The organism is Microbulbifer pacificus, from assembly GCF_033723955.1.
In the GTDB taxonomy this organism is placed as follows: domain Bacteria; phylum Pseudomonadota; class Gammaproteobacteria; order Pseudomonadales; family Cellvibrionaceae; genus Microbulbifer; species Microbulbifer pacificus.
Genome location: NZ_CP137555.1, coordinates 1124643 through 1138255, shown reverse-complemented (window position 1 = coordinate 1138255; position 13613 = coordinate 1124643). Strand labels below are relative to the sequence as shown.

The 13613-nt window shown below is 60.1% G+C and carries 13 protein-coding genes; 2 read left to right on the top strand and 11 right to left on the bottom strand.

Annotated features, from left to right (window positions below; all coding sequences use genetic code 11):
- Window positions 1-46 precede the first annotated feature (46 nt).
- From R5R33_RS05165 to pcnB, 3 genes are all read right to left on the bottom strand, one after another.
- Window positions 47-709 carry a deoxynucleoside kinase gene (locus R5R33_RS05165; protein ID WP_318955701.1) on the bottom strand — a complete coding sequence of 221 codons (663 nt, stop codon included), beginning with the start codon at window positions 707-709 and terminating at the stop codon, window positions 47-49.
- Window positions 710-847: 138 nt separating this feature from the next.
- Window positions 848-1324 (bottom strand): 2-amino-4-hydroxy-6-hydroxymethyldihydropteridine diphosphokinase, encoded by a 477-nt coding sequence (folK, locus tag R5R33_RS05160; protein WP_318954977.1) that lies wholly within the window; start codon window positions 1322-1324, stop codon window positions 848-850.
- Window positions 1325-1337: 13 nt separating this feature from the next.
- Window positions 1338-2861: a polynucleotide adenylyltransferase PcnB gene (gene pcnB / locus R5R33_RS05155; RefSeq protein ID WP_318954976.1), complete on the bottom strand. Its 1524-nt coding sequence runs from the start codon at window positions 2859-2861 to the stop codon at window positions 1338-1340.
- An 83-nt stretch (window positions 2862-2944) separates the two neighbouring features.
- On the opposite strand from pcnB, the gene R5R33_RS05150 reads away from it, so the two are divergent.
- Window positions 2945-3283, top strand: a complete 339-nt coding sequence (locus R5R33_RS05150; protein ID WP_318954975.1) for a hypothetical protein — start codon at window positions 2945-2947, stop codon at window positions 3281-3283.
- Between the two features lie 563 nt (window positions 3284-3846).
- Here the strand turns inward: R5R33_RS05150 and R5R33_RS05145 are convergent.
- The 5 genes from R5R33_RS05145 to dksA all read right to left on the bottom strand — a co-directional run bounded on the left by R5R33_RS05145 (window position 3847) and on the right by dksA (window position 10053).
- Window positions 3847-5244 (bottom strand): sigma-54-dependent transcriptional regulator, encoded by a 1398-nt coding sequence (locus R5R33_RS05145; protein WP_318954974.1) that lies wholly within the window; start codon window positions 5242-5244, stop codon window positions 3847-3849.
- A 143-nt stretch (window positions 5245-5387) separates the two neighbouring features.
- Window positions 5388-8360 (bottom strand): ATP-binding protein, encoded by a 2973-nt coding sequence (locus tag R5R33_RS05140; RefSeq protein WP_318954973.1) that lies wholly within the window; start codon window positions 8358-8360, stop codon window positions 5388-5390.
- On the bottom strand, window positions 8350-8526 hold the full coding sequence (locus R5R33_RS05135; protein ID WP_318954972.1) for a hypothetical protein: 177 nt from the start codon (window positions 8524-8526) through the stop codon (window positions 8350-8352). The genes R5R33_RS05140 and R5R33_RS05135 overlap by 11 nt, the downstream gene beginning before the upstream one ends.
- A 126-nt stretch (window positions 8527-8652) precedes the next feature.
- Window positions 8653-9546, bottom strand: coding sequence for a tRNA glutamyl-Q(34) synthetase GluQRS (gene gluQRS, locus R5R33_RS05130; RefSeq protein ID WP_318954971.1), 894 nt, complete (start codon window positions 9544-9546; stop codon window positions 8653-8655).
- Window positions 9547-9615: 69 nt separating this feature from the next.
- Complete coding sequence (dksA, locus tag R5R33_RS05125) at window positions 9616-10053, bottom strand: RNA polymerase-binding protein DksA (RefSeq protein WP_043317502.1); 438 nt, start codon at window positions 10051-10053, stop codon at window positions 9616-9618.
- 291 nt (window positions 10054-10344) lie between these two features.
- On the opposite strand from dksA, the gene sfsA reads away from it, so the two are divergent.
- Complete coding sequence (sfsA, locus tag R5R33_RS05120) at window positions 10345-11049, top strand: DNA/RNA nuclease SfsA (protein WP_318954970.1); 705 nt, start codon at window positions 10345-10347, stop codon at window positions 11047-11049.
- 12 nt (window positions 11050-11061) lie between these two features.
- On the opposite strand, the gene R5R33_RS05115 is transcribed toward sfsA, so the two are convergent.
- The 3 genes from R5R33_RS05115 to htpX all read right to left on the bottom strand — a co-directional run bounded on the left by R5R33_RS05115 (window position 11062) and on the right by htpX (window position 13501).
- The gene (locus tag R5R33_RS05115; RefSeq protein WP_318954969.1) at window positions 11062-11406 is read right to left on the bottom strand and encodes a Rieske (2Fe-2S) protein; all 345 of its coding nucleotides are present in this window, start codon (window positions 11404-11406) and stop codon (window positions 11062-11064) included.
- Window positions 11407-11456: 50 nt separating this feature from the next.
- The gene (locus R5R33_RS05110; protein WP_318954968.1) at window positions 11457-12533 is read right to left on the bottom strand and encodes a S1C family serine protease; all 1077 of its coding nucleotides are present in this window, start codon (window positions 12531-12533) and stop codon (window positions 11457-11459) included.
- An 80-nt stretch (window positions 12534-12613) separates the two neighbouring features.
- Window positions 12614-13501, bottom strand: coding sequence for a protease HtpX (htpX, locus tag R5R33_RS05105; RefSeq protein WP_318954967.1), 888 nt, complete (start codon window positions 13499-13501; stop codon window positions 12614-12616).
- Between the last annotated feature and the right edge of the window lie 112 nt (window positions 13502-13613).

The window sequence follows — 13613 nt, the reverse complement described above, 5'->3', positions numbered from 1 at the left end:
TAGGGTACTGAACCCGGTAATTCGAACGGCGTTGGTAAGTGGAAACTTACCGGCCGGGATTGTAGTAATGGCGGCCGCTCTTGATTTCGAGCAGGTATTCCACCAGTTGCTGATAGTCCCGCTGCTGGTCGACGATGTCGATCTCGGCGCAGTTCACGATCAGCAGCGGCGCCTGGTCGTAGTAGTGGAAGAAATTGGTGTAGGCCTCGTTGAGGGTCGCCAGGTATTCGTTGCTGATACTGCGCTCGGCGGCAATGCCGCGCTTGTGGATACGCTGCAGCAGCACTTCGAGCGGTGCCTGCAGGTAGATCACCAGATCCGGCTTGGGGGCCTCGAGGGTCAGGTGCTGGTAGACCTGGTGGTAGAGCTGCAGTTCATCGCTGTCGAGGGTGACTTCCGCAAACAGGTGATCCTTTTCGATCAGGAAGTCCGCCACCCGCACCGGTTTGAACAGGTCGTCCTGGCGCAGCGCCTGAATCTGCTGTGAGCGCTGCAGCAGGAAGTGCAGCTGCGTGGGCAGGGCGGCGCTTTTGGGATCGCGGTAGAAGCGCTCGAGGAAAGGGTTGTCTTCCGGCAGCTCCAGCAGCGTGTCGTAGTTGAAGGTGGCTGCGAGCTTTTTTGCCAGTGTGGTCTTGCCAACGCCGATATTGCCTTCGACGGCGATAAAGCGGGGCAGGTTACGGCCCTGGAGGTTAAGTTCCTGGGCCAGGTTCTCTGCGCTGTAGTCTTCGGAAGGCTTCTTTTCGGATACGGAGGATTTTGTCACCGGGGTTGCTCCTTCTTTTTCCCTGATTCCTTCTTATTTCCTGGATCGCTGCGTGTGTCTGGAGTGCCGATTGTGCACGAATTAAAGTCGGTGTAACCGGTTGGCCGGGCACTGCGCCAGCAGTGTCTGCAGCGGGGTACCATCGGGCATGGTCAGGTCCGGCGCCAGTTCCGCCAGTGGCTCGAGCACAAAATTGCGCTCCGCCATACGCGGGTGCGGCACTATCAAACGCACGGTATCCAGCGTGTCGTTGCCGTACAGCAGGACATCCAGATCCAGGGTGCGTGCACCCCAGCGCAGACTGCGCTCGCGGCCGTGCAGGTTCTCAATGCCCTGCAGTGCATCGAGTAACGCCTCTGCGGTCAGTTGCGTATCCAGGCAGGCCACCGCGTTGACGTAATCCGGCTGCTCGCCGGGGCCAATAGGCGCGCTGGCGTAGAAGCTCGAGCAGCCGCAAACCTCGGTCTGTGGAATCTCGTGCATGCGCGCGACGGCGCTGCGCAGTTGCGCTGCCGGGTCTGCGAGATTGCTGCCGAGGCCAATATAACAGCGTGTCACTTGTGAATTCCGCTCAATTCGACGGGCGTTCCGCGCCGCCACCCTGACGATTACCACCCTGGCGACCACCGCGGTTGCGACCGCCGCGATTGCGCCGTCCGCGTCCTTTGCCTCCGCTACCCGGACCGCCGTTGCGCGGCAGGTCGCGGACCATCTGCAGTCGCTGTTCTTCATCTGCCTGCTGGAACTCGGTCCACCACTGGCCGAGGCCCGCGGGAATCTCGCCGCTGTCTTCCCGCAGCAGCAGGAAATCGTAGGCCGCGCGGAATTTGGGCAGTTCCATCAGGCGGAAGGCGCGCTCGCCAGTGCGGCGGGGCAGGCGGGACTGCATATCCCAGATCTCGCGCATCGGCATGGTAAAACGCTTGGGAATGGCGGTGTGCACCAGCTGGTTGCTGGTGATTTTCTGTGCCGCCTGGGCCAGTGCCGGCACCGGCGGGATACCCTTGCTCTCGAGGAATTGCTGCTCGGCGTTGACCCCCGGCCACAGCAGTGCCGCATACAGGAACGCCGGTGTTACCCGCAGGTCCTCGCGGATGCGGATGTCGGTATTGCGCAACGCCTGGCGGGTGAGCGCGAGGGCTTCGGGATTGTCCAGCAGGCGGGCATTGTCCGGGAACAGGTGCTGCCACAGCTGGTACTGTCGCAGCAGTTCAAAGGTGCGCTCACCGTGACCGCTCATCAGCAGCTTGAGCACCTCGTCGAACATGCGCGCGGGAGCGATATTGCGCAGCAGCGGGGCCAGTTCTTTCAGTGGCGCAGCGGTGGCGGTTTCGATGTTGAAGTCGAGCTTGGCCGCAAAGCGCACGGCGCGCAACATGCGCACCGGGTCTTCCTTATAGCGGGTTTCCGGATCGCCGATGATGCGGATCAGGCGCTGCTCGATATCCCGCAGTCCGCCAGTGTAGTCGTGGATTTCGAAGCCATTGGTGGTGTAGTAGAGCGCGTTGACCGTGAAATCGCGGCGTATCGCATCGCTTTCCAGGTCGCCGTAGACGTTGTCGCGCAGCAGCATGCCGTGTTCGGACTGCTGTGCCTCGTGCTCCTCGCCTTCGCTGTGGTGGCCGCGGAAGGTAGTGACCTCAATCACCTCGCGGCCGATACGTGCGTGCAGGATACGGAAGCGCCGGCCAACGATGCGCGAACCGCGAAACAGCTGGCGAGCCTGCTCGGGCGTGGCATCGGTAGCCACGTCGAAATCTTTGGGGTGACCGCCCAGCAGCAGGTCGCGCACACCGCCGCCGACAATATAGGCTTCAAAGCCACCTTCCTGCAGGCGCTTCATTACCGTGAGCGCCGCGCGGCTGACGTCCCGGCGGGAAAGACTGTGGTCACTGCGGGGTACAACCACGCGGGAAACCCCGGTGTTACCGGACTTCGGCTTGGGTGACTTGGGAGATTTCTTGCGCGGCGGCTTGCTGCGGCTGCCCTCATTGGGTACCGCTGAGGTGCCTTTGTCCGCGGCGTCGCCATTGGCGTCGGCGGTCTTCGATTTGTTGTGCCAGCGTTTGATACTGCTGATCAGGGAATTGAACATACGGCTATCTGTGTTATCCGCAGCCCTGTGTCACGGGCGGCTGTACGGTTGATCCTGGTGGCTCGTAGCGAGGTGGCACCGGGATGGCGGTGTTCCTGACTCGTATGGAGGCGGATTCTAACACACAGAGCAACGCACAGCTGCCGGTCCCGCTCCCTGCGGGGGCCAGCAAATGTGTGCATCAAATAGGAAAGAAAAGAAAAGAATTATTTTTATTCGGAATGAAGGCAGCGGCTTCCTTGCGCTATCAATTTGCTTTTCAGCAAACCCTCTCCCAGGCACAATCAGTCAGTTTGTCACGTGCTTGTCGTTATTTTTGTTGTCTTCTACAAGTTATTGTTTTTGTTATTTCTCTTTATTCTTATTATTTATTGTTATTTTTAGTTCTTATTACTTTTTGTTTATTTTTATTGTTGTGCTGAGCCTTATTGTTTTTATTGCTCGTTTTTGCTCCGGTCATCGATCACTTTGGCTTTTATTATCGACCTGTCCGTTTTTATTATTTTTCTTACTTTCGCCCGCTTATTGTCAGTTGTTATTAGGGCTTAAACAGTCATTTATTTTTATTCTTGGCTGTTATTGTTGTTTGACCTATACAAAGCAGATAGCGTGCCAACTTTAAAAAATCCTTAAAAATCAATAACTTAAAAATTTCAGGAACTTTTTTCTGCCTTGGGAACACACTTTTCCGTTACGCAAGGTACGGCAACTGTTACTCGCCTGTGAGAGGTGGTAACACTTTCACTTGTTACCAATTTTTCCCCCGATGTGGATACCACGCACGCGTGTGCCCGCGAGGTTGTGCTCACGTAACCTATTGATTCAGAAAGAGTTAATTGGCGATTCTTCGCAAGGGGGGGAGGAGTGGTGAGACAGTGCTACAGGGATTGGAGAGAAGGTGGGATACCCGGCAGCGGCACCGCTAGCGCACTTTCTACGTAGCGTTGTTGCCGCTGTCAGGGCTGGGGACAAGAAAAGGAGGCACTTAAGCCTCTTCTTCCGCCGTGCGCTTGGACTTCTTGCGCGGGATACCGAGTTTCTGACGGCGCTCCCACAGGCATTTGCGGCTCACGCCCAGTTTCTTCGCCAGATCGGTTTCACTCATGGTGTCCTGGTGTTCCAGAACGAAACGCGCGAAGTAATCCTCCAGTGACAGATCTTCCCGCGGGTCCGAATGCAGGCTGCTGCGAGGGCGGCGCTCCGGGTCCGCCTCATCGATGGGAACCAGATCCAGGTCGATATCCAGGGTCTCGTAGTCAATCTCACTACTGTCCTCGGTAAGGATCACCGCCCGCTGGATCGCATTCTCCAGCTCGCGCACGTTACCCGGCCAGGTGTAGGTGGTAACAGCCTGGATCGCCTCCGGCGAAAGCTTGAGTACCGGGCGGTTGATCTTGGCGCAGAACCGTTCGATCAGGTTTTCGGCGATGGTCAGCACATCCTTGCCGCGCTCCCGCAGTGGCGGCAGGGTCAGCTGAACCACGTTGATCCGGTAATAAAGGTCCTCGCGGAAGCGCCGCTCCGCTGCCAGCTGGCGCAGATTGCGGTGGGTCGCTGCCACCAGGCGCACATTCACCTTGCGGGACTCAATGGCGCCGATGGGGCGGACCTCGCCTTCCTGCAGTACCCGCAGCAGGCGGGCCTGGGCTTCCAGCGGCAGTTCACCGATCTCATCGAGGAACAGGGTGCCGCCGTCAGCGGCGGCTACCAAGCCCTCGCGGGCAGTCTGGGCGCCGGTAAATGCGCCTTTTTCGTGACCAAACAGTTCCGCTTCAATCAAGGTTTCCGGAATCGCTGCGCAGTTCACCGAAATCAGTGGCTTGCCGTTGCGCTTGCTCTCCTCGTGGATCGCGCGCGCCACCAGCTCCTTGCCGGTACCGGTTTCACCGTGTACCAGTACCGTGGCATCGGTAGGGGCCACCTTGTGGATACGGGCGTAAAGGTCGCGCATCACCGCGCTGTCGCCGATCATGCCCGAAATGGCACGGCCTTCGGTCTTGCTGTCGGCGGCAGCGACCGCGGCGCGGTTCTGCTCCGCCTTGCCAATGACCCGGCGCACGGTGGCGATCATTTCGTCGTGATCGAAGGGCTTGGCGATATAGTCGGCGGCCCCCATACGCATGGAGTCCACCGCTGAGCGCAGGCTGGCGTAACTGGTCATGATCAGTACCGGCACATCGCCCGCCAGTTTCAGCAGATCGGTGCCGGGGGCGCCGGGAAGGCGCAGGTCGGAAATGATGAGGTCCATGTCCGTCAGGCGATATTTGGTGGTTGCTTCACGCACCGAGCCGGCCTCACTGATCTTGTAGCGGTGCCTCTCCAGCAGCTTGCGCAGAGCTGTGCGGATAATGGCTTCATCTTCTACGATCAGGATGTGGCTCATATGTTACGCCTGGTTACAAAATGTTCAGAGGGGGCTAAGTTTTACCTGTTGGGCGTTTCGATGCAACCCAGACCGCATGATTTGTTCAATATTTATTCGATTTGGTGCTATAAGTCGGTAACAAATTATTGGTCAATCGTACGTTAATTTTGGCTTTCCAGGGGTAGCTGTACGATAAACCGTGCCCCGCGTCCAGTTTCCGGGTGAGCTGGACTCACTAGCTCCAGCTGTCCGCCATGCTCCTCCACGATGCTGTACACCATGGCGAGACCGAGTCCGGTGCCTTCCCCGGGCTCCTTGGTGGTAAAGAAGGGCTCCAGAATCCGATCGCGGTGTGCCGGTGAGATACCGGGGCCGTTGTCGGTGACCGCTACACAGGCGAGTCCTGCGCGCACGTAGCCCTCCACCTCGATATGCCCGTCGTCGGGGCTGGCATCGCGGGCGTTGCTCAACAGGTTGATGAACACCTGGATCAGCCGCTGGTTGTCGCCCAGTGCCCAGAGGTCCGCGGGCACGCTGTTGGCGAAGGTAACCTGGGTTTTGTCACGCTGCAGCGACAGCAGCTGTATTGCTTCCTCCACGCAGGCGCGCAGGTCCACCGGCGCCTTCTCGTGATCGTGGGTGCCGCTGTGGGAAAAGCTCACCAGGGAGTGCACGATGCGGCTGATGCGCTGGGTCTGGCTGAGTATCTGGTCCGCGGTCTCCAGCACTTCAGGATTGTCGGATTCAAACTGCAGGTTCTGCGCCAGACAGGCGATGCCGGTGACCGGGTTACCCACTTCGTGCGCCACCCCCGCGGCGAGGCGACCCACTGAGGCCAGGCGTTCACTGTGCATCAGTTCCTGTTCCAGCACCTGGGTCTCGGTAATGTCTTCCACCAGCAACATCTGGCCGTCGCCGCGGCTGTCTTTGCCCCGGTGGCTGTCGCGACCGTATTTCTTCTGCTTCAGGCGGGTTTTGTGCAGGTTCAGCCAGTGGCTGTTGCCGCCCATTTCGATCTGCGACTTGAAGCGGCTGGCGTCTTCCGACTGCGCGAACTCCGTCAGCAGCGCGCGCCAGGGCTCGGGGAGGTATTCGAGCTTGGAACCGATGACCTCGCTGGCGGCAATGCCGGTCACGTCCGCCATGGCGTAGTTCCACAGCAGGATCTCGCCGTCGCGCCCGAGGGAGCAGGCGGCCATGGGCAATTCTTCCAGCATCTGGCGGTGATAGAGGCGCAGGTTGTTCAGCTCCGCGGCGAGACCGGTGAGCTGGTTCTTGTAGCGATTGAGACGGGTCTCGATCAGGTGGATGTCCTTGTTGGCGGGCTGGTCGCTGGTCACAAACGGCAGGTGGCGATCCACGATCTGGCCGGCGAGCACGCGTCCCAGCAGGCCGGACAGGTTGGCTTCGAGCTTGTCGCGCAGTTGGCGCAACGCGTAGGGGCGACGCTCGTTTTCCCCCAGGTTGAGCTGGCGCAGGGCGCGGCTCACTTCCTGGCTGGCGGTGGCGGCGCCGAGGCTTTCCGACAGGCGCTGGCGGAAATCCGCGACGGATTGCACATCCAGCTCCAGGCGCAGCGCCTGGCTGATGGAATCATCGCTGCACAGGTCGGCGGCGTAGCGCTCAAGGCTCGAGGTGCGAGTAAACAGTGACAGGCCGACAAACAGCAGCACGTTCATCGACAGCGACAGGGTGGTGATCTGCGGCCAGATTTCCATGCCCAGCGGAATCCGGTAGTCGCCGATGGCGATGCCACTGTTACCCACCATGGCCGGGAACAGCAGGCCAGCAGCCCAGATCAGCATGCCCGCGAGCAGGCCGCCGATAAAGCCGCGCCGGTTGCCCTGGGGCCAGTGGATGACGGCGAAGATCCCCGGCAGGAACTGCAGTGAGGCGATAAACGCGATCAGCGCCAGGTCCGACAGCGACAGGCGGTTATTCAGCAGCAGGTAAAACCCGAACCCGGCCAGAAACAGTGCTGCCACCAGGGCGCGGCGCAGCCACAGCAGCTGGCGGTACATGTTGTCGTCGGACTGCCAGCGGGTGCCGGGTAGTAGCCAGTGGTTCATCACCATGGTGGACAGCGCCAGGGTGATCATGATCAGCGCGCCAGTAGCGGCGGAGAGCCCGCCGATAAATGCCGTGATCGTCAGCAGCGCGGAGCCGCTGGCCCGGGGGACTGCGAGCGTGAAGTACTGCACCGGTTCCGCCACATCCAGCGCGAAGCCCGCCCACATGATGGGGAAGATTGGCAGCGCCATCAGCAGCAGGAACAGCGGGAACCCCCAGCTTGCGGTGCGCAGGCCCAGGGAGGCGGGGCGCTCGGCAACACTGAGGTAGAAAATGTGCGGCATGGCCACGGCAGTGGCGATAAACACCAATAGCAGGGTGTGCGAAGACCCCTGCTTGATAGGGGAATACAGCAGCTGTTGCATATCGCTGTTTTGCGCCAGCCATTTGTCGAGTCCACCCAGGCCGCCGAAAACACCGTATACGGCGTAGAGACCTACCGCCAGTAGTGCCAGCAGTTTGACCAGCGATTCCAGCGCCATGGCGCTGGCGAGACCCGCCTGGCGCTTGCGCGACGCACCGTAGGTGCTGGTAAACAGCGCCAGTAGTACACAGTAAAAGAACGCGATCAGGTTTTTGCCGGTAACGCCGGTGTCCGGCAGTGCCAGTGCTGCCACATTGTCCCGCGACAACAGTGCCAGGGTCTCGGCCACCGCCTGGATCTGCAGTGCGATCAGCGGCAGCAGCCCCAGCAGCATGAACAGGGTGGCGAGGGTGCCCGCTTCGCGGCTGTGGTAGCGGAACACCAGCAGGTCCGCCGGCGAGGTGAGCTGGTAGCGCTGTGCCAGGCGTGCCAGCGGCTCCAGGGCCACCGGCGCGAACAGGAACATGGCGCCGGTACCGAGATAGTAGGCGAGCACGCCGTAGCCGTGCTGCCAGGCCAGGTCGATGATGCCGTAGTAGGTCCAGGCGCTGAGAGAAACCCCCAGCGACAGCACATAGAAAAACGGGTGCCTTACCCAGTTACTCGGCAGCCAGCCCTTGGAGGTGGCGAAGGCGATGAAAAACAGCGCAAAGATGTAGGCGACGCCGATCAGTGCGATATTGACGATATCAAAGGTCATCCGGGCGGCGCCTCCGCTGAATGAAGATCGCCAGCAGGATCATCACAAACCACAGAATGAAGGGGCGATACCAGGCGCCGGTGGGATTGATCATCCAGGTGAATACGGTGGGGCTGAAAACGTAGCCCACCAGTACCAGCAGGATTAACAGGGTACGGTTGCTCATCAAAGACCTGTCGGGGTCGTCCTGCGGTGAGGCAGCTTCAGGAAAATATGGCGCAAAATGTTAATGCGCCGCCGGGGCACAGTTCAACTGTCGCGGCCGGATTCTGCCGAAGTATTGTTCGGGAGTTTAGTGTTTCTGGTCCAGCAAACGGTTGCGTTGATCTACCTGATGCCGCTGCCAGCGGGCTGCGGCCCAGGCGAGGAGGTGGCGGGGCCGTTCCAGCGACAATTCTGCCGGAGTGTGAAAGCCGAGAAAGCGCAGAGCCTGGATCAGGTTGCCGGTGGCGCGAGTGTCGTCCAGCGCCTCGGCGTGATTCTGCTTGCTGAGCTTCTGCCCGGTTTCGTTCATCACCAGCGGGAGGTGGCCGTAGGTCGGGGGCTCGGTACCGAGCGCGCGGAATAATTGGCGCTGTACTCCGGTGCAGTCCAGTAGATCTGCACCGCGCACCACGCAGTTCACGCCCTGTTCAATGTCATCTACCACCACCGCCAGCTGGTAGGCGTAGAGGCCATCCTTGCGTTTGAGGATCGGGTCTTCAGCGGTGCGCTGGGTTTGCGCACCGTGCCAGAGGTCCTGGAAATGTTCCTCCTCGCCTTCACTGCGAAAGCGCAGCGCACTGGGTGTGGCGAGGCTAGGCGGGTTCTGGAGGCAGTCAGAGCGGCGGTGTCCGCCGGCGCGGCGGATCTGATCGCGGGTACAACCACAGGGGTAGATCAGGCTCTTTTCCCGCAGCTGTTCCAGTGCGTTCAGGTAGAGGTGGTGGCGTCGGCTCTGCCACTCGATTGGTCGCTGGCTGTGGAGCTCGTGGGCTTCCAGTGCGTGCAGAATCCGCTCGGCGGCGCCGGGCATTTCCCGCGGTGGGTCCAGGTCTTCCATCCGCACCAGCCAGTGTCCGCCGTGGGCGACGGCATCCAGGTAGCTGCCGAGGGCACATACCAGCGAACCGAAGTGCAGCGGGCCTGTCGGCGATGGCGCAAAACGACCGATATAGCGTTCGGGTGATTTGGTCGGTGAAGACACGGGGCAGTTGTCAGTGGAGGGGGAGATTCCGGGCGGCTCGGTAAGGTGAGCTACCCGGAAAGCACTCTATCAGCCGGAAATCTGCTTCTCTTTGATTTCCGCCAGGGTTTTGCAGTCCACGCACAGGGTTGCGGTGGGACGTGCTTCCAGGCGGCGGATGCCGATTTCGACGCCACAAGCTTCACAGAAGCCGTAGTCGTCCTGGTCGATCAGTTCGATAGTGGAGTCGATCTTTTTGATCAGCTTGCGCTCGCGATCGCGGGTGCGCAGTTCCAGGCTGAATTCTTCTTCCTGGCTGGCGCGATCCGCCGGGTCCGGGAAGTTAGCAGCTTCGTCTTTCATGTGCGTTACGGTGCGATCCACCTCTGCCATGAGTTCGGCCTTCCAGGCCAGCAGCAGTTTGCGGAAATGCTCCTGCTGCTTCTCATTCATGTACTCCTCGCCCTTCTGTTCCTGATAGGGCTCGAATCCGTGCAGAGAATCGGATTTCGCAGCAGTATTGGGCATAGTCATTGCCTCTCTCGTAATACGGGCCCTGTTTAATAGGGGCACTACATCCAAAATCAAGCCTTGCAGGCACAAAGCCTAAGCGACCACAGGCTGTATCCTCAGGCCACCGCGGCGACCAAGGCGAGGAAACTATCAAATCTCCGTGGGCTGCGCCACAAAATGTTGTCCGGGGGAATCTCTGACGACGATCCTCCGGCCAGTTAGGGCCCGGATGGTGTATTCTGGCGCTCGATTTTTCGACAGTGCGCCGAATTCATCGGTCAAAACTGACTTTCTGTAGGATGCTTTGTGAAATTTGATCCTGTCCTCGGCGAGGGCCTGCTGCTGAGCCGCTACAAGCGCTTTCTCGCCGATATTCAGCTTCCCTCTGGTGAAATTATAACCATTCACTGCCCGAATACGGGTTCGATGAAAAACTGCTGGGCGGAAAATACACCCTGCTGGTTTTCCGATTCCGGCAACCCGAAGCGCAAGTACCGCCACACCCTGGAAATCACTACCACTCCTGAGGGCGCGCTCGCCGGGGTGAATACCAGCCGCGCCAACGCGCTGGTGGAGGAGGCGGTACGCGACGGCGTAATCCGCGAACTGCAGGGTTACGACAGCCTGCGCCGGGAAGTGAAATACGGGGAGGAGAACAGCCGCATCGATCTGTTGTTGAGCGGTGAAGATGGCGACTGCTATGTGGAGGTGAAAAACGTCACCCTGGCGGAGGGCGCACGGGGAATGTTCCCGGATGCGGTGAGTGCCCGCGGCGCCAAACACCTGCGGGAATTGCAGAAACTGGCGGAATCCGGCGTGCGCGCGGTCCTGTTTTACTGCGTGCAGCACACGGGTATCGAGACGGTTGAGGCGGCTGCAGAAATCGACCCGACCTACGCTGCAGCGCTGGCGCGGGCGGTCGACGCGGGAGTGGAAGTGATTGCCTATCGCGCGGTGCTGTCGGCGGCAGAAATTCGCCTCGGCGAGCGCTTACCCTTTCTGGCTAACTAGGCGATTGGTGGCTCAGTCAGCCAACAAAACGTAAAGCCCGTCCTGGGTGTATTCCACCGGCACTGGTGTCAGCGCATCCCCGGCACAGGGGCCGGCGATGCATTCTCCGGTGCTGATCTCGAACAGGGCGCCGTGGGTGGCGCACTGGATCAGGGCCTTTTCCGAGTCCAGGAACTGGTCCGGTTGCCACTCCAGATTGATGCCCCGGTGCGGGCAGATGTTCTTGTAGGCGAACACTTCGCCGTCTTTTTTTACTGCAAACACATTGGCCATGCCGGCACTGTTGTCACCGACGGAGAAGCCTTTGGAGTCGCCTTCGTTGAGGTCTTCGTAGCGGCAGAGAAAGTGCTTTTGCATGGTCAGTCTTTTCGTGTTCGGTCTCGATGATGGCTGGCGAGTGTAGCGAATCAGGGCGCGGCGAGCACCAGCGAAGTCTGCAGCGCCTCGCCGTCGCGCAGATAATCCACTTGCACCCGGTCACCTGGGCGGTGATTTTCCAGCACGTTCATCATGTCGTCGTAGTTGCCGATGGGGTGGCCGTCGATACCCACAATCACGTCCCCGAGCTGCCAGCCGCCGCGCTCACCGCGGTAGACACCGCGGAGGCCCGCCTTGTCTGCAGGCATGCCCGGAGCGGTGCGCAGTACTGCGACGCCCTTGAAGTCATATTGGCTCGCCCACTGGTCCGGCGCCGATTCGATGCCCAGGATCGGGCGTACCAGGCGGCCATGGGCAATCAGTTCCGGCACGATCTTTTTCACCGTATCCACCGGGATGGCAAAGCCAATGCCCACGCTCGCGCCGCTGGGGCTGTAGATCGCGGTATTGACCCCGATCAGACGGCCGCTGCTGTCGAGCAGGGGTCCACCGGAATTGCCCGGGTTGATGGCCGCATCGGTCTGGATCACATTGCGGATGGTGCGGTTGCCGGCGGCGTCAATCTCACGGCCCAAAGCACTCACCACACCGGTGGTAAGGGTGGTGTCGAGGCCGAAGGGGTTGCCGATGGCGAGTACCTTGCGGCCCACCGCGAGCCCGGCAGAGCTGCCCGGAACCAGCGGCTTCAGCAATTCGCGCGGGGCGCTGATCTTGACCACGGCCAGGTCTTTTTCCGGGGCGGACCCCACCAGCTCTGCCGCCCATTCACTGCGGTCCTGCAGGGTGATGGTGACTTTGCGCGCACCTTCGATGACGTGGAAGTTGGTCACCACGTGTCCCTGGTCGTCCCAGATAAAGCCGCTGCCGGCGCCCTTGGGTACGCTGTGCAGCTTGAGGCTCCAGCGATCGCGCACCAGGGTTTCGTTGGTCACATACACCACGGATGGGCTGGCGAAATTGAATACCTGCATGGTATTCACTTCGTCGTCGGTGGCGAACTGGGGAACACGCGACTCCGCCTGCGCGGGAACCAGCGGGGTGAACAGCAGGAGCAGGGTGGTGGCGAAGGAAATGGAAAGTTTGCGGGAGATTGAATTCAGTATCATGGCAATGGCCGATTTCTGATCCGGATTTTTTTTCGCCAAGGCCGGTTGCAGGCTTGCAACCGGCCTCAGGCACACTGGTGTTAGCGGCCAGAATTTTGCAGCGCCAGAATCCGATCCTCAAGGGGCGGGTGGCTGGCGAGCAGCGCGGCCATGCTGTTGCCATAAATACCGAAGGCTTTCATGTTGGCGGGTAGCGGCTGTTCGCGGCCGGCTTCCGATTCGGCCTTGATACGCGCGAGCGCAGCGATCATGGCGTTGGTGCTGGCGAGATGCGCGCCTGCGGCATCCGCGCGGTACTCACGGCGGCGGCTGAACCAGGCAACGACGAACATTGCGAATACGCCGAACACCATGTCCATGATGATGGAGGTGATGTAGTAGCCGATTCCCAGGCCTTCTTCATTGCGCAGCAGTACCCGGTCGACAAAGAAGCCAACAAGACGGGCAAAGAACATCACGAAGGTGTTCACCACGCCCTGGATCAGCGCCAGGGTCACCATATCGCCGTTAGCCACGTGGCCGATCTCGTGACCGATTACCGCGCGGGCCTCATCGCGACTGAAGCGCTGCAGCAGACCTTCGCTCACTGCGACCAGTGCGCTGTTGCGGTTCCAGCCTGTGGCAAACGCGTTGGCTTGGGGCATGGGAAAAATACCCACATCAGGCATACCGATGCCGGCTTTCTGCGACAGCTCACGCACGGTGTCTACCAGCCAGCGCTCATCCGCAGTCTGCGGCTGCTGAATGATCTGGGTGCGGGTGGACATGCGCGCGAGGGTTTTTGACATCAACAGGGATATCAGTGAGCCGCCGATACCGAAAACCGCACACATCACCAGCAGGCCCGGAAGGTTCAGACCAACGCCGTTGGCGTCGAGAATGCCTTGAATACCCAGCAAGTTAAAAATAATACCGACGAGTAGCATTACCGCCAGGTTCGTCAGTAAGAAAAGCCCTATTCGCAGCATCAACCTTCTCCAGAAAAGGATGTTGTAGAAAAGAAAAACAGAATCATTTTAATCCGCGTGATTAAAACGGGTTGGTCAGAATTCTGGCCCATGGGTAGTGTGGGTTTTCTTG